This is a genomic window from Enterococcus sp. C53 (assembly GCF_040887425.1).
Classification (GTDB): Bacteria; Bacillota; Bacilli; order Lactobacillales; family Enterococcaceae; genus Enterococcus_B; species Enterococcus_B hirae.
Map to the genome: position 1 here is coordinate 207,204 of NZ_JBFOFT010000001.1, position 17,142 is coordinate 224,345.

A 17,142-nucleotide genomic window follows, 5' to 3' on the forward strand; every position below is an offset into this window, starting at 1 on the left:
AAATAGCTTTTCATATTTTGTAAGGCACGCCGTTATTACCGCAGAAGCCATCAGATACATGGGTCAAGATATTCGCAGGTGGTTTCTTGTGATGGGGGAAAGATTGTGTATTTTTAGGATTAGCTTCCTTAGAGAGTAGAAAAATTTTTACTATTTATAGAAATCGTTTACAAAGTTAGCATAATATGGTACGATCACTTTGATAAACATTATAATGTTATAAAAGAAGAGAGCGGTAATGGATAAGTTTGTAGGATTGATTGAACAAAAGATTATGCCAGTAGCTAACCGAATTGGAACACAGAGGCACATGACGGCAATTAGAAAAGGAATTATTGCAACGATGCCACTAACGATCGTCGGTTCATTTTTTACGATTTTACTGAATATTCCGATTGAATCTGTGGCAGCAGTGATTGAACCCTATCGGCAAATTTTGGATATTCCTTTTCGTTATACGATAGGGATTTTGGCATTATACGCAACATTTGGGATTGCTTCATCATTAGCAAAAAGTTATAAAGTTGATTCCTTGACGGCTGGTATATTAGCATTGATGTCTTTTCTGATCGTGGCAGCACCACCGACACAGGTATTAGAAGACTTGGAAGGAATCACAGCAGGACGTTATATCAATATTGCGAATCTAGGATCAGGTTCATTATTTGGTGCCATTGTTACAGCAATTATTTCTGTCGAGATTTATCGTTTCTTCATTGAAAAGAAAATTACAATCAAGATGCCTGATGGGGTACCACCAGAAGTGACAAACTCTTTTGTTGCGTTGATTCCTGGAGCGGTGATTTTGATTTTCTTCTGGGTGATCCGACATATGCTTGGTTTTGATCTGAATGGGTTCTTAAGTGAGTTATTGATGCCGCTAAAAGGCATACTTGCAGGAAATAGTTTGTTTGGTGGTTTATTAACAGTCTTATTGATTTGTTTTTTCTGGGTTCTTGGGATTCATGGCCCAGCCATTATGGGCCCAGTGATTCGCCCATTTTGGGATATTTCGATTGCTGAAAACATTGATGCTTTCAACGCTGGTGCGAATGCTCATAATATGCCGAATATTTTTACAGAACAGTTTTTACAGTGGTACGTGTGGATTGGTGGCGCAGGAACAACCTTGGCTTTAGTGGTTTTATTCATGTTCTCCAAATCAAAATATTTAAAGAGTTTAGGTCGATTATCGATTTTACCAGGACTATTCAACATCAATGAACCAATGATCTTCGGGGCACCGATTGTAATGAATCCGGTATTAGGGATTCCGTTCATTCTTGCACCGTTAGTAACGACTACTTTGTCATATGTCTTAACGGTTAGTGGTGTCATCCCAATGATGACGGCTCGGTTACCATTTGCTATTCCTTCGCCAATCGCCGCTTGGATGAGTACAAACTGGAGCGTAGCAGCTGGCGTGTTAGTTATTGCTAACTTCCTGATCACATTGGCTATTTATTATCCGTTCTTCAAAGTATTCGAAAAACAACAACTGGCTCGTGAAGCAGAAGAACAAGCGCAAGAAGAAGCACCAATGGTGACGGGCGTTACCGAGGAACAAGCATAATAAAAAATGGAGGTTAGTGGCTATGAAACGTGCACTAGGGATTTCACTTTACCCAGATCATAGTGATCCAATCAAAGATCAAGAATATTTGCAATTAGCACAACGTTATGGGTTTACCCGTATTTTTATGAGTATGTTAGAAGTAACGGAAGATCCTCTGATCGTAAAACAAAAGTTTCAAAAATTGATTCATTTTGCGAAAGAATTGGGATTTGAAACGATTTTAGATGTTGCTCCCAACATTTTTGAACAGTTGGACATTTCGTATGACGACTTAAGTTTTTTCCACGAAACTGGTGCAGATGGAATCCGTCTTGATTTAGGATTTGACGGCGGAAAAGAAGCTTTGCTGTCATATAACCCTTATCATTTAGCGATTGAGTTGAATATGAGTAATGATGTTGCTTATTTGGATAATATTTTGTCTCATCAAGCAAATAAACCCTTTCTCTATGGGTGTCATAATTTTTATCCTCAAGAAGGAACAGGCTTACCTTACCGATTTTTTGAGTCTTGCAGCCAACGATTTAAAAAACAAGGGTTACGAACGGCTGCTTTTGTTTCTTCTCAGGTGGGAACAATCGGACCGTGGGATATCAATGATGGGTTGACTACGTTAGAGATGCACCGTCATTTACCGGTCCATGTAGCAGCAAAACATTTGTTTGCTACTGGGTTGATCGATGATGTCATTATTGGAAATGCCTACGCATCTGAAGAAGAGCTGCGTATGTTAGGGGAAATGGATCGCTATCAAACAGTATTTACGATCGAGTGGCAGACAGCTGCTCATGAAGTAGAACGACAAATTGTATTAGGAGAACAACATGTTCGTCGAGGGGATATCACTGAACAGGTTATTCGTTCCACTGAAGTTCGAAAAAAATATAAAGATGCAAAAAATGAAGCCCATGACAATGAAAATGAATTTCAAATTGGTGATGTAGTCATTGGAAATGATACATTTGGCAAATACAAAAATGAACTTCAAATTGTTTTAGAACCCCATCGGGATGCAAGGAAAAATAAAGTTGGTGCAATTGTACCAGAAGAACATCTCTTACTAGATTTTATCCACCCATGGTCGAAGTTCAAATTTATAGAAAAGTAGGCGTTGTGATGTTCGATTTAGTGATCAGAAATGCTCGTACACTAACTGGCGAAACAATGGATATTGGGATCAATGATGGAAAAATCCAGAAAATCGCAATAAGTATCCCAGAAAAAGGAAAAACAGAACAAACGTTGCAGGCAGGGCACTATCTTTCTGCTGGCTGGATCGATGACCATGTCCATTGTTTTGAGGAAATGACTTTATATTATGATTACCCAGACCAGATTGGTGTGAGTAAAGGGATAACAACGGTTATCGATGCAGGAACAACAGGTGCCGAAAATATCCATCAATTTTATGAACGAGCAAAAAAAGCCAAAACCAATGTGTATGCCTTGTTGAATATTTCAAAGTGGGGCATCGTAGAACAAGATGAATTAGCTGATTTATCCAAGATACAAGCGAATTTGGTCAAAGAAAAATTGACTGAATTTCCAGAATTTATCGTGGGAATCAAAGCTAGAATGAGCAAAACCGTGGTTGGGAATAATGGATTGACACCGCTGGAATGGGCGAAAAAAATTCAAAAAGAGAATCATCAAATTCCTTTGATGGTGCATATTGGCTCTGCCCCACCACATTTAGAAGAAATTTTGCAGCTTCTGGAAAAAGGCGATATCTTGACCCATTGTTTTAATGGGAAAGATAACGGGATTATGGAGAAAGAAACTCATCAGATTAAACCGTTTGTCAAAGATGCCTTAGCCAAAGGGGTGATTTTCGATATTGGTCATGGCACTGACAGTTTTAATTTTGAGGTGGCAAAAGCAGCCTATGACCAAGGAATCAAAGCGGACTCTATTAGCACGGATATCTATATTCGTAATCGAAAGAACGGCCCCGTTTACGATTTAGCGACAACGATGGAAAAATTGCATTTTATCGGCTATTCCTGGTCAGAAATTTTAGAAAAGGTAACTTGTGTGCCGGCTGAAAATTTCCATTTAGGAACGAAAGGTCAGATAGAAGTAGGTTTTGATGCGGATTTTACAATATTTGAATTTGTTGACCAAGAAAAGACGATTACTGACTCGAATGGGCAACAGCAAGTGATCGATCAACAAATCAAACCAGTTAGCGTAGTTATTTGGGGAAAGAGTTATGAGTGTAAGTTATGATAAATTCAATTTAAAAGAAGTGATCAATGCTTCAGGCCGGATGACGATTTTAGGTGTTTCCAAAGTATCGGAATCTGTTTTGGCAGCGCAACGCTTTGGCGGCGAACATTTTTTTGAAATGTCAGACCTGAGTGAAAAAACGGGTGCTTACCTGGCGAATCTCTTAGCAGTTGAGGATGTTCAGATCGTTTCTTGTGCTTCTGCAGGTATTGTTCAAGCAGTGGCAGCGGTTATTGGCAAAGGAAGTCTAACTCATGTTTATCATCCTTATTCAACAACTATCAAGAAAAAGGAAATTATTTTACCCAAAGGACACAATGTTGATTACGGCACATCCGTTGAATTAATGATTCAACAAGGTGGGGGGCAAGTAATCGAGGCAGGTTATGCCAATATGTGTAGCACTGAACATCTTGAAAGCTGTATCACTGAAAATACCGCAGCGATTCTTTATGTCAAAAGTCACCATACGGTTCAAAAAAGTATGTTGTCAGTAGAAGAAGCAGTAGCAGTTGCCCAAAAACATGAAATCCCGTTGATTGTTGATGCAGCAGCAGAAGAGGATTTATTCAAATACACTAAACTAGGAGCGGACCTAGTGATCTATTCGGGTGCAAAGGCGATCGAAGGTCCAAGTGCAGGAATGGTGATTGGAAAGAATCCTTATATACCATGGGTGCGATTACAATCAAAAGGGATCGGTCGTTCGATGAAAATCGGTAAAGAGAATATTTTAGGGTTTACTCAAGCGGTCACCGATTATCTTGAACATGGCAGTGAATCTGGTGAGTCAATGAAGCACCGTTTACAACCATTTGTTGAAGAGTTGAATCACATTGATCATTTGTCAGCAACTATTGTTCAAGATCCAGCTGGTCGAGAGATTTATCGAGCGAGTGTTAAAATCAGTGATCGTTCTGCACATTCAGTTATTCAGGCACTAAAAGAAAAAAATCCAGCAGTCTATACACGAGATTATCAAGCGAATCATGGTATCATTGAATTTGACATACGTTCGGTCAATCAAGAAGAAATGCAAAAAATCATTGTTCGCCTGCAAGAAATCATGAATGAAACAAAATTATCTTGAGTGAAAAAGGAGAGAAAAAAATGTCACGAATTCCTAACTATTTACACGATCAAGTTTGTTTGAATGTTTTAGCTAATTCTGTTGAAAATGCGGTGGAGTGTTATGAAGCAGCTGAAGGACATATTTTGTTAGGGGTGCTTTCAAAAAACTATAAAACAGACGAAGCAGCGATTGCTGACATGAAAAAGTATCAAGCAGCAACGAATAATGCGCTATCAGTTGGCTTGGGAGCAGGTGATCCAAACCAGAGTCAAATGGTGACTCGTTTGGCAAAAGTCTTGCAACCACAACATGTGAACCAAGTATTTACTGGAGTGGGTGCTTCACGAGCTGTGTTAGGTCAAAATGAAACAGTGGTCAATGGATTAGTTTCACCAACAGGTAAAGAAGGGTATGTCAATATTGCAACCGGTCCTTTAAGTTCTCAAGGTACAGCAGGCGTAGTCACGATTGAAACAGCGATTCGCTTACTGCAAGATATGAGAGGAACATCAATCAAGTATTTTCCAATGAAAGGGTTAGCACATCAAAAAGAGTATGAGGCGGTAGCGCAAGCTTGTGCCACTTATGATTTTGCATTAGAACCAACAGGAGGAATTGATTTAACCAACTTTGAAGAGATCCTTCAAATCGCTGTCGATGCCAAGGTGAAAAAGATTATTCCTCATGTCTACAGCTCGATTATTGACCCTGAAACGGGCAATACGAAGCCAGAGGATGTCCGGACATTACTACAAATCATGAAAAAAGTTGTCAGCTAAGATGAAAAAAGGTGAGAAAATGAAATTTGGGGCATTCGGAGAAGTGATGTTGCGATTGACACCTCCAGAACACTTGATGCTAGAACAAACCCATACATTAAGACTGGCATATACCGGAACAGGTGTGAATCTAGTTGGTAATCTAGCTCATTTTGATATGGAGAGTTATCTATTGACGGCTCTGCCCGATAATCGCTTAGGCAGTGCTGCATTAGCTAACTTAAAAAGTATCGGTGTTGAAACGAAGTATGTAATCCAACAAGAACAACATATCGGTACCTATTTCGCAGAAATGGGGTATGGTGTTCGTCCTACTGAAGTTACTTACCAAAATCGAAAACATAGTTCTTTTGGATTGTCTCAAGAAAATGACTATGAATTACAGGCGTTTATTGAAACAGTAGATCTTGTGCATATTTGCGGGATCAGTTTGAGTTTGTCTGATCAGTGTGCCGAAACAGCGATTTCTCTTGCCAAGAAAGCACATGCTCAGGGAAAAAAAGTATGTTTTGATTTCAACTTTCGGCCAACATTGAACCAGGAACAAGATCAAAGAAACATCTTGAAACAACGCTATGAGGAAATTTTACCTTATTGTACGATTTTATTTGGCTCGATCCGTGATTTGACGGAATTATTAGAATGGCGAACAAGCGATTCAACGAAAAATCCTATCGCCTATATCCAATCCTTTTTAGCTTATTATGACATCGAATGGTTTGCTGGTACGAAACGAACCAGCCATGAAGGAAGAAAACAATTAAAAGGATATTTGATCACCGTCACAGAAGACGCTGAAACACCTTTTTACGAGTTATTTGTTTTAGACCGAATTGGTGCAGGGGATGCTTTTGCGGCTGGGATATTATTAGGATATGCGGAAAACTGGTCATTGACTAGAACCGTCGAGTTTGCAACAGGAAATGCTCGTTTGGCTCACGCAATCCAAGGAGATGTTCCGCTCACAACTAGAAAACAGGTTCAACAATTACTAGATGCGCCAGATGTCGATTTGATTCGCTAAGAAATAGTCTTGCGATGAATGGACGAAATAAAATGCATCGGAGCGTTAAGAAAGTCTTGAAACGGGAATCAGTGTTTCGAGACTTTTTGACATCGTCTGAAATATTAAAAGTTAGCTTTTAGTAGATAGCAGATCAGCCAAGAGTTTATCAAGCAGAAGGTAAAAATCCAGAAATGATTGAATAGAGTTGCAACTGTAGCGGTCGTTTTAGATCGCTAACTTTCTCTGTTGTTTTTAGGGTCTAAAAGAAGGAGAAATATTTTTGACAAAAATCTGGGAGAAAAACAGTACAGTTTTTTGTAGGTTTTCGTTTTCTCTTGACTACCACGTAAGCGATCAGTATTATAAGGAACAGATAGAAACAGCCGAATAAAAAAGGCACCTCCATTTCTAGTGGCAGCCAGAAACAGAGGTCTTGAAAAAGTCAACCACATTGACCAATCAAGTTTGCCATAGTCAATGGAAACCATCAACTTCGTTTATTGTATCGAATCTTAAAGGAGAAATCTACCTTTTTTGATGAGAAAAATAGATGAATTACATGTGTTTTATTTACTGTGCCATAAATGGATTGGATACGATGTGTCCAGTCCATTTTTTTATCCAAAAACATACACCTGAGGATAACGAGTAAAATGAAGATAGCAAGTGCAACAAATAGGGGAGAGTTTACTTGGGCGAGTAAAGTGTGTCAATGTTGGTTTTGGCTTTTTCAAGGAACATAAAAAGCACATGTTTTAGAATAAAAGCATTTGGCTGTTTCTATCGTTTTTCAAGATCAGAACAATAATTTAGTGAGCCGTCGTACCATGAGATAAAACCGATATATTGAAGGAGTGCAGATTATCTTTCAAGTATTGGCTTATTTTTTTGCTATTAGATAAAAAGTTGGTCTTTCTTATTGGTTGTCAAAATGTGATGAATATCAGAAAATAGAACAATTCAAGAAAACATTTGATTGGGGAGTTCATGTACATAAAATTTTTAGCGAAACATTTACAGATAATGAAACATAACAATTATTTTATCAAATTTTTTTCGAGAAAAGAATGATGCTAGATTCTCGTTAAATGAGTGAATGTTATTGTCAGAACACGATGAAAGCAAGCTTTCTTAATTAAGAAAGTCGTTTCAAATTTAAATATTTATGTTATTTAATGTTTTTTTAAAATAAAAAAGATTAAAAAAGTTTTCGCCAACAAACACTAGATATAGTGTTTGTTTTCTTATATACCACTAAAAAATCACAAAATCTAGTCTTTTATTTTAAAAAAACAAGTGTAAAATGAAGTTAGACTTTTGAGTTGGGATGTGTTTTTTTGAAACTAACAGTTTTTTGTGGCTCCCGTTTTGGTAATAAAGAAAGCTATAAATTTATTGCCCAAACGTTAGGAAAATATATGGCTCAAGAAGAGATTGAGCTGGTTTATGGTGGATCAGAATCGGGTATCATGGGAGTTTTCAGTCAGACTTTACTAGAAAACAATGGGAAAGTCACTGGTATCTATCCAACAGGGCTTTTTGATTCTGAGTTACCGAATACAAATGTAACAACTTTTATTCCTACCGAGACAATCGACGAACGAAAAGTATTGTTATTTGAACAAGGAGATGCTGTTTTGATCTTTCCTGGAGGATTGGGAACCTTAGAAGAGTTTTCTCAACTTTTATCTTGGATGGCCATTGATTTAACAGCGAAGAAACCGATTGGTATTTTAGATATCGGAGGATATTATGAAGGTTTAAAGACGTTATTAGAAACGTTTGCCAAAGAAGAATTTATGGATGCCAAATGGCTGGATTACGTCTTTTTTTCAAATAACCCATTAGAACTAGTCGATTTATTACGCGCAGAAGTAAGTGAAACACAACTATTATTAGAGGAGGCAAATTAATGAGTCAAATTTATTTAGCAGGTCCATTCTTTTCAGATGAGCAAGTTGAGCGTGTTGCTCGTATCGAAAAAGCATTGGAAGAAAATCCAACGGTGACTGGTTTTTATTCACCAAGACATCATCAAGAAAGTAATTATGAAATGTTTAGTGCAGGTTGGGCACAAGAAGTTTATGAAAAAGATATGGCAGAACTAACAGCAGCTGATTACGTAGTAGCTATTTTAGATTATGAACATCAAATCATTGATCCAGGGACAGCTTATGAATTAGGGGCAGCAACAATGATGAAAAAACCAATGATTGTTTTCCAAGAAGAGACTGTTCCAACTAATTTGATGATTACTCAAAGTTTGCATACTTATTTAAAAACAGTTGACGAAGTACGTGACTACGATTTTAAAACATTACCAGTAACGAAATACGTAGGCGAGTACTTATAGAAATAGAAAGAGGAAGGATTGCATGTCAGTGATATTAATTTCAGGAACGATTGGTGCAGGAAAAAGCAGTTTGACAGATATGCTTGCGAAAGAAATCGACTCAAAACCATTTTATGAAAGTGTTGAGGATAATGAAGTGTTACCACTTTTTTATTCAAATCCAGAACAGTATGCTTTTTTATTGCAAATTTTCTTTTTGAATAAACGATTTTTAGCGATGAAAAATGCTTTAGTGGATGATGATAACGTGTTAGACCGTTCGATCTATGAAGATAGCCTGCTATTTCATTTAAATGCAGATCTAGGTCGAGTGACCGATATTGAAGTGCAACAATATGATAATTTATTGGATACGATGCTTAACGAGTTAGACGATGTTGCTCCTAAGAAACGTCCAGACTTGATGGTTCATATCAAAGTGTCCTTGGATACAATGTTGGATCGCATCAAAAAACGGGGTCGTGATTATGAACAGCTGGAAAGTGATGAGACACTTTATGACTATTATCGCTCTTTAAATCAACGTTATGATCAATGGTATGAAGATTTTGATGTTTGTCCGAAGATTCAAATCGATGGTGACCGCTTCGATTTTGTTGAAAAGCCAGAACATGCAAAAGAGGTCATTGAACAAATCCAACAAAAATTAGCAGAATTAAGCAATGTAGAGGCAGGGAAATATTTTACTGAGAATCAACATGCAAAAGGACAAGGACTGGGTCAGTAAACAGTCATAATGTTCCATTTTAAAAAGATGATGACATCGTTCATTTTAAGAAACAAGCTGGAAAACCTCCAAGATAGTCGAAACGATTTGGAGGTTTTCCAGCTTGTTTTTGATAGAGCGGTTCCTGAAAAGCCATGATTCGAAAGAACACAGTTCGATAGTAATCAATTTATCAAGGAAAAAGCTGTTTTTGGCTAAGTGAAAAAGATAGTAAAAATAGATCAAAAGATTTGAACGTGTCTTTTGACATCTTCAAATCTTTTGACCTATTGGTATCCTGCCATACTTATACAAAATAAGGCCGAGACTTTATTTAACAGTTAAAACATCCGCATGTCTTTCTTTCGTATAGGATTCAAATGACTTAAATGAATCTTTTACAGTTTTATGACAGTGATCGCAAATACTTAAGCTTCCTTGATCACTAAATTCGGTATGAATATTTTTACTGGTTGTACAAGTACAATAATCATGACTATCAAATATACTCATTTTTTTCTCCTTTATCACATTGTGCTTACCCAATATACCAGAAAGAAATGGCAGAAACAAAAAAATTAAGAGAAATTAACAATTTCTCTTAATTTCAGTTAATTCCTAGCGAGTGAGCCATGTCAGCTCTCGTTTTTTTGTACGAAGTGACAAGAAAACAGCCAGAACAGTTGCAAGTTTTTTCAAAAATAAAAGCTGTTCTAAAAGTTTTTCCTTTACTGATCAGGTCAAGTCGGTCTTTTTAGGTCTTTTACAAACTATAAATATTTCCATCCTGATCTTCGATTCGGTAGTTTCCGATCTTTTTGAAGGTAACGGATACTTCTTTACCATCTTCTTTACCAGAGATGGTATAAGTGTCTGCTTCGGTCTTGATCTTGATATCATTGAGTACTGTTTTTTCTTGAGAAGTACTTGCGGTATCTTTTTCAGTTCCTGTATAGGTACGTGTCCATTCCATTTTATGATCGCTAAAAATGATTTGCCCACTGACTAAATTCATGTCTTTGCGGACTTTTAATGAATAGTTACTGTTACTGATATCCTCTTTTTCAGCTTGTAGAGTCGATGAATCTGTCGTTTGGTCTGCTGAATTACCAGATCCACCGAATAGGCTGCATCCTGATAAAGTAAAACAGCTGACAAGCGAAAGAACCATGATGACTAATTTCTTCAAAATATTTCCTCCATTGTATGATACAGCTTTAACTACAAACGGTGTGAATCCTCTAGTCAACCAAGTTGGCTGGGTTTCTGTCGTTGCGTTTACTGTGACTAATAAATTAGTATAGCTTCTATTATAAGATTTAGGAATACTAGCTTTTGTCTATTCCATTGAAAAAAGGTGTTTATGTCTCTTCTATTCAATCTCATTTCTTTACAGATGTCAACTCCCCTTCAAAAGGACTGGTTTGCTCAGTACAGCAAATGAAGTAGGGGTGTACGAGTCGTTTCAACTAAATAAAACGTTTGCTAAATTAACTTGTAACTGGTGTAAACGTTTGCTATATTGAGTAGGGAACAAGTATTATTTAGCAAATAAACTGAACTCTTTAATAGAAGGTGTGAGTGGATGACAAATTATCAATTTCCAAGTAATTTTTGGTGGGGATCAGCCGCAAGTGGCCCACAAACAGAAGGTCGTATTGCTGGCGATGGTAAAGGAGAGAATATTTTTGATTATTGGTTTAGCCAAGAACCAGAAAAGTTCTTTGATCAAGTAGGTCCTGAAAAGACATCACAAGTGTACACGAAGTATAAAGAAGACGTTCAATTAATGAAACAAACTGGACACAATAGTTTTCGTACTTCGATCCAATGGAGTCGCCTGATTCCTGAAGGGACTGGCGAAGTGAACCAACAAGCTGTTGATTTTTACCATTCGTATTTCGATGAATTGATCGCTAATGGCATTGAACCATTTGTGAATTTATATCATTTTGATATGCCGATGCCTTTGCAAGAAAAAGGCGGATGGCTCAATCGGGAAACGGTTGAAGCGTATGAAAGGTATGCTAAGATTTGTTTTGAATTATTTGGGACGAAAATCAAAAAATGGTTTACCCATAATGAGCCAATCGTGCCAGTTGAAGCTGGGTATCTTTACCGTTGGCATTACCCGGAAGAGTCCGATATGAAAAAGGCGATCCAAGTAGGCTATCATGAAGCGCTGGCTTCTGCATTAGCCGTCAAAGCGTATCATTCCATGGCATTAGATGGCTCAATCGGAATCATTTTGAATCTAACACCAAGCTATCCTCGGGATGAAAACAACCCAGAAGATGTCAAAGCAGCTAAATTAGCTGATGCCTTTTTTAATCGTTCGTTTCTTGATCCAGCAGTTAAAGGTGAGTTCCCACCAGAATTGATCGCCATTGTGAAAGAATTAGACATGGTACCAGCGATGCAAGAAGATGACTTAGCGATCATTAAAGAAAATACCATTGACTTATTAGGAATCAATTATTACCAACCAAGAAGAGTCAAAGCAAAAGAAACACCGATTGATCATGAAAATGGACCAATGCCAGAAGATTATTTTGATAATTATGAAATGCCAAATCGTAAAATGAATCCTTATCGTGGTTGGGAAATTTATGAAAAGGGAATTTATGATATCTTAATCAATGTTCGAGACCATTATGGTAATATTGACTGTTTCATTTCTGAAAACGGTATGGGTGTTGAAAATGAAGCACGTTTTATCGAAGAAGATGGGATGATCCACGATGATTATCGCATTGAATTTGTCCAAGAACATCTAAAATATGTTCACCAAGCAATCGAAGAAGGTGCTAATTGCTTGGGGTATCATATGTGGACGTGTATGGATAACTGGTCGTGGACCAATGCTTACAAAAATCGTTATGGATTTATTTCCGTTGATTTAGCGAATGATGGTAAACGGACAATCAAAAAATCTGGTCACTGGTTTAAAAAACTATCTGATACCAACCAATTTACAATATAAAAAAGTCAACGTTCCTCTTGATCCGTTTAATAAACGGTCAAGAGGAATATTTTTGTTTGTTTGAAAAATTAGAATACAATGAAAACGCTTTTGAATGTATATAAATAAAGAATGTTATTTGATATCTTTATAAAGTAAGTATGCTTTTTAAGTGATTTTTTTAGTTTTTATCAATTGTAACCGTTTCTATATGATTAAAATACGAACGTTATCTTTTTTGGAGGAAGTGTGAGCAGATGGTTTTCTTTTCAAGATATTTACACAGAATTAAATCAATCTACACATAGAAGCGTTAGCATTGATTATAAGGTAGAAATTATTAACACCTGTAAAAAGAAATTTTATTACGTGAGGGGCTATGAAAAATGATTGAGGTTATCAATCTGAAGAAAGTATTCGATAATGGGTTTGAAGCACTGAAGTCTGTTGATTTTCAAATCGAAAAAGGGGATTTGGTTTGTTTGCTTGGCCCTAGTGGTTGTGGAAAATCAACGATTTTGAATTTGATTGCGGGGTTATTAAGCCCTAGTCATGGGGACATTCGTTTTAGTGGAGAGTCGGTGGTACGAACGGAACCGAAAGATCGGAATATTGGTTTTGTATTTCAAAATTATGCTTTATACCCGCATATGACTGTGGTTGAGAATATTATGTTTCCATTGACGGTTGGCGAAAATAAAATCAAAAAAGCGGAAGCTAAAAAAATATCACAGGAATATATGAAACTAACGAATATCGAAGAACTCCAAGATAAAAAACCAGGGACTTTATCAGGTGGACAACAACAACGTGTGGCTATTACACGAGCCTTAGTCCAGAAACCAGAAGTTTTATTATTAGACGAGCCCTTAAGTAATTTGGATGCACGCTTGCGATTAAAGATACGAGAAGAAATCCGTCGTTTGGTAAAAGAAGTTGGAATCACTACGATTTTTGTGACGCATGATCAAGAAGAAGCACTTTCGATTAGTGACAAAATCATTTTACTGAATGAAGGTGTGATTCAACAAAATGATATTCCGCAGAATTTATACTTAGACCCGGCTAATCTGTTTGTTGCCAATTTTATCGGTAACCCGATCATCAATACGTTACCGGTCGAGGTCAATGTTCGTGAAGGGAAAATCAGCCATACGGATTTTCAAATTCCTCTGACGAAACTGGAATCCGCTCAATTAAGAAAACCATTAGTGGATGGAAAATATATCTTAGGGATTCGACCAGAAGACGTTTTTCCAACGACTAACGGATTGTTCGAAGTACAAGTTTCTGGAGTTGAATTGATCGGACGTGAACAGATTTTGAATTTTTCGCTCGCTGCGAAACGTCTGAAATCGATCGTTAGTATTGAAAAGCTCATCGAGGAAGATACGGTACTCTCTTTTGATTTTCAGTACCATAAAATGTTTCTTTTCGATGAAGAAGGGGAGCGGGTGTACTAATGTTCAAAAAAGCATATGATCCAGAAAATCAACCGAAAGCTTGGTTCTTCTTACTGCCATCATTGGTCATTATTGTTTTGTTCAGTATCTATCCGTTGTTCCGTTCACTAGCGATGAGCTTTCAAAAAGGCTCCTTAATCAATCAACAATTTGCAGGAATTGAGAATTATCAGCGTGTGTTGTCAGACCCAGTCTTTATCAAAGCATTAAGAAACACCGCATTGTTTGCTTTTACAGTTGTTCCTATTTCATTGCTCCTTTCACTGGGAATCGCTTGGGTGATCTTTGAAAAAGTGAAACATAAGACTTTTTTTGAAACGATTTTTTTCATGCCTTATGTGACAAGTACGATTGCTATCGGGATCGTCTTTCGCTATTTTTTCAACGGGTCCTATGGGCTCATTAATTATTTGCTGAATTTTTTAGGATTTGAATCAATCAATTGGTTAGATAATGTTTCGATGAGTATGACAACGTTGATCATCTTTGGGGTTTGGACCAGTCTCGCATTCAATATCATTATCTTATTGGCTGGTTTAAGAAATATTGACAAAGAGCATTATAAAATCGCTCGAATGTTTGGAGCAGATGCTTGGGAGATTTTTAGTCGGATCACGTTTCCTCAATTGATCCCAACGATCACCTTCTTGTTGACTGTCAATATCATCGGAGCGTTTAAAGTCTATACTCAAGTCTATGCTTTGTTTGGTGGGCAGCCAGGGATCGCCAAAAGTGCTACGACAGCGGTCTTTTATATTTACGATAAATTCCACATCGCTGGTCGACCAGGGATCGCTATGGCGGCGACGGTCATTTTGTTCCTCGTCATTTTACTGATCACATTTATTCAAAATAAATTGTTGAAGAAAGTAGGGAGAAGAGGATGAAAAAAGTTGTTACAGGACTCTCATTGCTATTTATCGGAATTTTAGGGATCGTAACGATTTTTCCATTTATTTATATGATTTTAGCTGGGTTGATGACATATAGTGAGGCAACGAGTATTCCGCCAACCTTACTGCCAACATCATTTCAATGGGGAAATTATACGGAGGTATTTGCAAAAGCACCATTTTTACGTTATTTCTTCAATACCGTCTTTGTTTCGTTAGTAACTACGATCGCTACAGTCATCACATCTGTTTTAGCGGCTTTTGCGTTAACAAGTCTGGAATTTCGTTTTAAAAAATTGATTATCGGGATCATGATCTCATTACTAATGGTTCCTTATGAGTCCATTATTTTTACGAATTATAATACGATTTCACGAATGGGATTACTAAACAGCTATAGTGCATTGATCATTCCTTTCTTGACCAGTATTTTTTATATTTATTATTTGAACGGGTATTTAAAGAGTATTTCCAGTACCTTTTATAAAGCAGCTAAAATCGATGGTGCCAGTGATCTAGAGTATATTTGGAAAATTTTAGTGCCGATGTCTAAACCAGCACTAGTCACGGTGGGTATCTTGACGTTTATTTCAAGTTGGAATTCATTTTTATGGCCACTGCTTGTGACGAACGAGAAAAAATTCCGCCTGTTAAATAATGGTTTAGCCGCTTTTACCTCTGAAAGTGGGAGTGACGTTCATTTACAAATGGCGGCGGCGACGTTAACAGTTATCCCGATTTTGATTATTTATTTGATTTTTAGAAAAGAAATTATACGAGGAGTGGCGAAAAATGGAATCAAAGGATAAAACAGTGATTACTTTCCATAGTGGAATCTTAACGATCGGTGGAACAATCATTGAAGTTGCCTACCACGATTCACACATCTTTTTTGATTTTGGCACAGAGTACCGTCCAGAATTAGACTTAGCTGATGAATCTTTAAATACATTGCTTGAACATCGATTGATTCCTGACTTGAATGGATTATATGATCCAAGGCTGTTTGATCAAGTACAGCACATACAAGTAGGAGAAAGAGAGCCGTATCAGCATACAGCCGTTTTCTTATCTCACGCTCATTTGGATCATTCAAAAATGATCAATTATCTTGATCCAGCAATTCCTTTATACACTTTAAATGAAACGAAGCAAATCTTACATTCCCTTCATCGAAACAACGATTTCTTGATTCCTTCTCCTTTTGAAAAAGAAGGGTTTGTACGTGAAATGAATGGATTATCTCCTTATGAAACTGTCCAGATCGGAGAAATCAGTGTGGAGATACTACCAGTCGATCATGATGCGTATGGTGCAGCTGCTTTACTAATCAAAACGCCTGACCGATTCTTGACTTACACTGGTGACTTGCGTCTTCATGGATATGACCGGCAAATGACAGAAACGTTTTGTCAAAAATCATTTCAGACTGACTTATTGATGATGGAAGGCGTCAGCATCAGTTTTCCTGACCGAGAAATAAGCGAACAAACGCCAATTGCTACGGAAGAAGAGCTAGTTCAGCGCTTTTGTGAACTGGTCGATCAATATCCTAATCGTCAAATTACTTTCAATGGGTACCCAGCAAACCTTAAACGCTTTGAAATGCTGGTGAAACAATCCCCGCGAACGATGGTTTTAGAAGCGAATATGGCTGCATTAATGAAAGAAGTTCTAGGAATGGATGTGCCCTATTACTATTTAACGGATAGTCCAGTCATTCCGATTCTTCAGTCAGAATTAGAATATCCCTACGAAGTTTTACGCAACGATGAAACAACTTTTGTTTGGCAAGTCGTTGATAATATAGAAAACTTGCAAGGAGGAGGTTTATACATTCATAGTGATGCCCAACCATTGGGAGATTTTGATCCACAATATGCTGTCTTTTTAAAGATTTTAGCTGAAAAGCAAGTTGAATTTGTTCGATTATCGCTGTCTGGACACGCATTTCCAGCTGATTTAGCTGAAATCATCGACAAGATACAACCAAAAGTGTTAGTGCCGATCCATACGTTAAAACCCGAGAAATTAGTCAATCCTTATGGAGAAAGAATTTTGCCAAAACGTGGCGAACAAATTATTTTATAAGAGAAAAGGGAG

The 17,142-nt window shown here is 37.3% G+C and carries 16 protein-coding genes; 14 read left to right on the forward strand and 2 right to left on the reverse strand.

From position 1 onward, the window contains the following. The first annotated feature begins 238 nt into the window (after positions 1-238). The 9 genes from AB3I42_RS00995 to AB3I42_RS01035 all read left to right on the forward strand — a co-directional run bounded on the left by AB3I42_RS00995 (position 239) and on the right by AB3I42_RS01035 (position 9,742). Positions 239-1,573: a PTS sugar transporter subunit IIC gene (locus AB3I42_RS00995; protein ID WP_306690232.1), complete on the forward strand. Its 1,335-nt coding sequence runs from the start codon at positions 239-241 to the stop codon at positions 1,571-1,573. Between the two features lie 22 nt (positions 1,574-1,595). Next, positions 1,596-2,684 carry a DUF871 domain-containing protein gene (locus AB3I42_RS01000; protein ID WP_010719932.1) on the forward strand — a complete coding sequence of 363 codons (1,089 nt, stop codon included), beginning with the start codon at positions 1,596-1,598 and terminating at the stop codon, positions 2,682-2,684. A gap of 8 nt (positions 2,685-2,692) precedes the next feature. Then, entirely contained in the window at positions 2,693-3,805 is a 1,113-nt protein-coding gene (locus AB3I42_RS01005; RefSeq protein ID WP_368022199.1) for an amidohydrolase/deacetylase family metallohydrolase, read from the forward strand. After that, positions 3,789-4,895 (forward strand): DgaE family pyridoxal phosphate-dependent ammonia lyase, encoded by a 1,107-nt coding sequence (locus tag AB3I42_RS01010; protein ID WP_010738345.1) that lies wholly within the window; start codon positions 3,789-3,791, stop codon positions 4,893-4,895. The genes AB3I42_RS01005 and AB3I42_RS01010 overlap by 17 nt, the downstream gene beginning before the upstream one ends. 20 nt (positions 4,896-4,915) lie before the next feature. Next, complete coding sequence (locus AB3I42_RS01015; protein ID WP_181914617.1) at positions 4,916-5,656, forward strand: KDGP aldolase family protein; 741 nt, start codon at positions 4,916-4,918, stop codon at positions 5,654-5,656. A gap of 19 nt (positions 5,657-5,675) precedes the next feature. After that, the gene (locus AB3I42_RS01020) at positions 5,676-6,680 is read left to right on the forward strand and encodes a sugar kinase (protein ID WP_010738343.1); all 1,005 of its coding nucleotides are present in this window, start codon (positions 5,676-5,678) and stop codon (positions 6,678-6,680) included. Positions 6,681-7,999: 1,319 nt separating this feature from the next. Beyond that, a complete protein-coding gene (locus AB3I42_RS01025; protein WP_010719927.1) occupies positions 8,000-8,575 on the forward strand; it encodes a TIGR00730 family Rossman fold protein in 576 nt (191 codons plus the stop codon). After that, complete coding sequence (locus AB3I42_RS01030) at positions 8,575-9,015, forward strand: nucleoside 2-deoxyribosyltransferase (RefSeq protein WP_306690233.1); 441 nt, start codon at positions 8,575-8,577, stop codon at positions 9,013-9,015. The genes AB3I42_RS01025 and AB3I42_RS01030 overlap by 1 nt, the downstream gene beginning before the upstream one ends. A gap of 22 nt (positions 9,016-9,037) precedes the next feature. Further along, a complete protein-coding gene (locus tag AB3I42_RS01035) occupies positions 9,038-9,742 on the forward strand; it encodes a deoxynucleoside kinase (RefSeq protein WP_181914615.1) in 705 nt (234 codons plus the stop codon). A gap of 309 nt (positions 9,743-10,051) precedes the next feature. Here the strand turns inward: AB3I42_RS01035 and AB3I42_RS01040 are convergent, their stop codons facing one another. Together AB3I42_RS01040 and AB3I42_RS01045 are read right to left on the reverse strand one after the other, a co-directional pair. Continuing rightward, a complete protein-coding gene (locus AB3I42_RS01040; protein ID WP_010719924.1) occupies positions 10,052-10,234 on the reverse strand; it encodes a hypothetical protein in 183 nt (60 codons plus the stop codon). Positions 10,235-10,484: 250 nt separating this feature from the next. Next, complete coding sequence (locus tag AB3I42_RS01045; protein WP_010719923.1) at positions 10,485-10,910, reverse strand: hypothetical protein; 426 nt, start codon at positions 10,908-10,910, stop codon at positions 10,485-10,487. A 396-nt stretch (positions 10,911-11,306) separates the two neighbouring features. Here AB3I42_RS01045 and AB3I42_RS01050 point away from each other — a divergent pair, with 396 nt between their 5' ends. The 5 genes from AB3I42_RS01050 to AB3I42_RS01070 all read left to right on the forward strand — a co-directional run bounded on the left by AB3I42_RS01050 (position 11,307) and on the right by AB3I42_RS01070 (position 17,130). Beyond that, positions 11,307-12,704 carry a glycoside hydrolase family 1 protein gene (locus tag AB3I42_RS01050; protein ID WP_010738342.1) on the forward strand — a complete coding sequence of 466 codons (1,398 nt, stop codon included), beginning with the start codon at positions 11,307-11,309 and terminating at the stop codon, positions 12,702-12,704. A 365-nt stretch (positions 12,705-13,069) separates the two neighbouring features. Beyond that, on the forward strand, positions 13,070-14,146 hold the full coding sequence (locus tag AB3I42_RS01055; protein WP_010738341.1) for an ABC transporter ATP-binding protein: 1,077 nt from the start codon (positions 13,070-13,072) through the stop codon (positions 14,144-14,146). Continuing rightward, positions 14,146-15,033, forward strand: coding sequence for a carbohydrate ABC transporter permease (locus tag AB3I42_RS01060; protein ID WP_181914613.1), 888 nt, complete (start codon positions 14,146-14,148; stop codon positions 15,031-15,033). The genes AB3I42_RS01055 and AB3I42_RS01060 overlap by 1 nt, the downstream gene beginning before the upstream one ends. Beyond that, a complete protein-coding gene (locus AB3I42_RS01065) occupies positions 15,030-15,848 on the forward strand; it encodes a carbohydrate ABC transporter permease (RefSeq protein ID WP_010738340.1) in 819 nt (272 codons plus the stop codon). The genes AB3I42_RS01060 and AB3I42_RS01065 overlap by 4 nt, the downstream gene beginning before the upstream one ends. Further along, entirely contained in the window at positions 15,832-17,130 is a 1,299-nt protein-coding gene (locus AB3I42_RS01070) for an MBL fold metallo-hydrolase (RefSeq protein WP_010738339.1), read from the forward strand. The genes AB3I42_RS01065 and AB3I42_RS01070 overlap by 17 nt, the downstream gene beginning before the upstream one ends. Positions 17,131-17,142 lie beyond the last annotated feature (12 nt).

Bases quoted from the DNA above. Each gene is read 5' to 3' on its own strand.
- AB3I42_RS01010 (WP_010738345.1), top strand. From the start codon at position 3,789: ATGAGTGTAAGTTATGATAAATTCAATTTAAAAGAAGTGATCAATGCT.
- AB3I42_RS01035 (WP_181914615.1), top strand. From the start codon at position 9,038: ATGTCAGTGATATTAATTTCAGGAACGATTGGTGCAGGAAAAAGCAGT.
- AB3I42_RS01000 (WP_010719932.1), top strand. From the start codon at position 1,596: ATGAAACGTGCACTAGGGATTTCACTTTACCCAGATCATAGTGATCCA.
- AB3I42_RS01050 (WP_010738342.1), top strand. From the start codon at position 11,307: ATGACAAATTATCAATTTCCAAGTAATTTTTGGTGGGGATCAGCCGCA.
- AB3I42_RS01040 (WP_010719924.1), bottom strand. From the start codon at position 10,234: ATGAGTATATTTGATAGTCATGATTATTGTACTTGTACAACCAGTAAA.
- AB3I42_RS01065 (WP_010738340.1), top strand. From the start codon at position 15,030: ATGAAAAAAGTTGTTACAGGACTCTCATTGCTATTTATCGGAATTTTA.
- AB3I42_RS01055 (WP_010738341.1), top strand. From the start codon at position 13,070: ATGATTGAGGTTATCAATCTGAAGAAAGTATTCGATAATGGGTTTGAA.
- AB3I42_RS01070 (WP_010738339.1), top strand. From the start codon at position 15,832: ATGGAATCAAAGGATAAAACAGTGATTACTTTCCATAGTGGAATCTTA.
- AB3I42_RS00995 (WP_306690232.1), top strand. From the start codon at position 239: ATGGATAAGTTTGTAGGATTGATTGAACAAAAGATTATGCCAGTAGCT.
- AB3I42_RS01030 (WP_306690233.1), top strand. From the start codon at position 8,575: ATGAGTCAAATTTATTTAGCAGGTCCATTCTTTTCAGATGAGCAAGTT.
- AB3I42_RS01005 (WP_368022199.1), top strand. From the start codon at position 2,693: ATGTTCGATTTAGTGATCAGAAATGCTCGTACACTAACTGGCGAAACA.
- AB3I42_RS01015 (WP_181914617.1), top strand. From the start codon at position 4,916: ATGTCACGAATTCCTAACTATTTACACGATCAAGTTTGTTTGAATGTT.
- AB3I42_RS01060 (WP_181914613.1), top strand. From the start codon at position 14,146: ATGTTCAAAAAAGCATATGATCCAGAAAATCAACCGAAAGCTTGGTTC.
- AB3I42_RS01020 (WP_010738343.1), top strand. From the start codon at position 5,676: ATGAAATTTGGGGCATTCGGAGAAGTGATGTTGCGATTGACACCTCCA.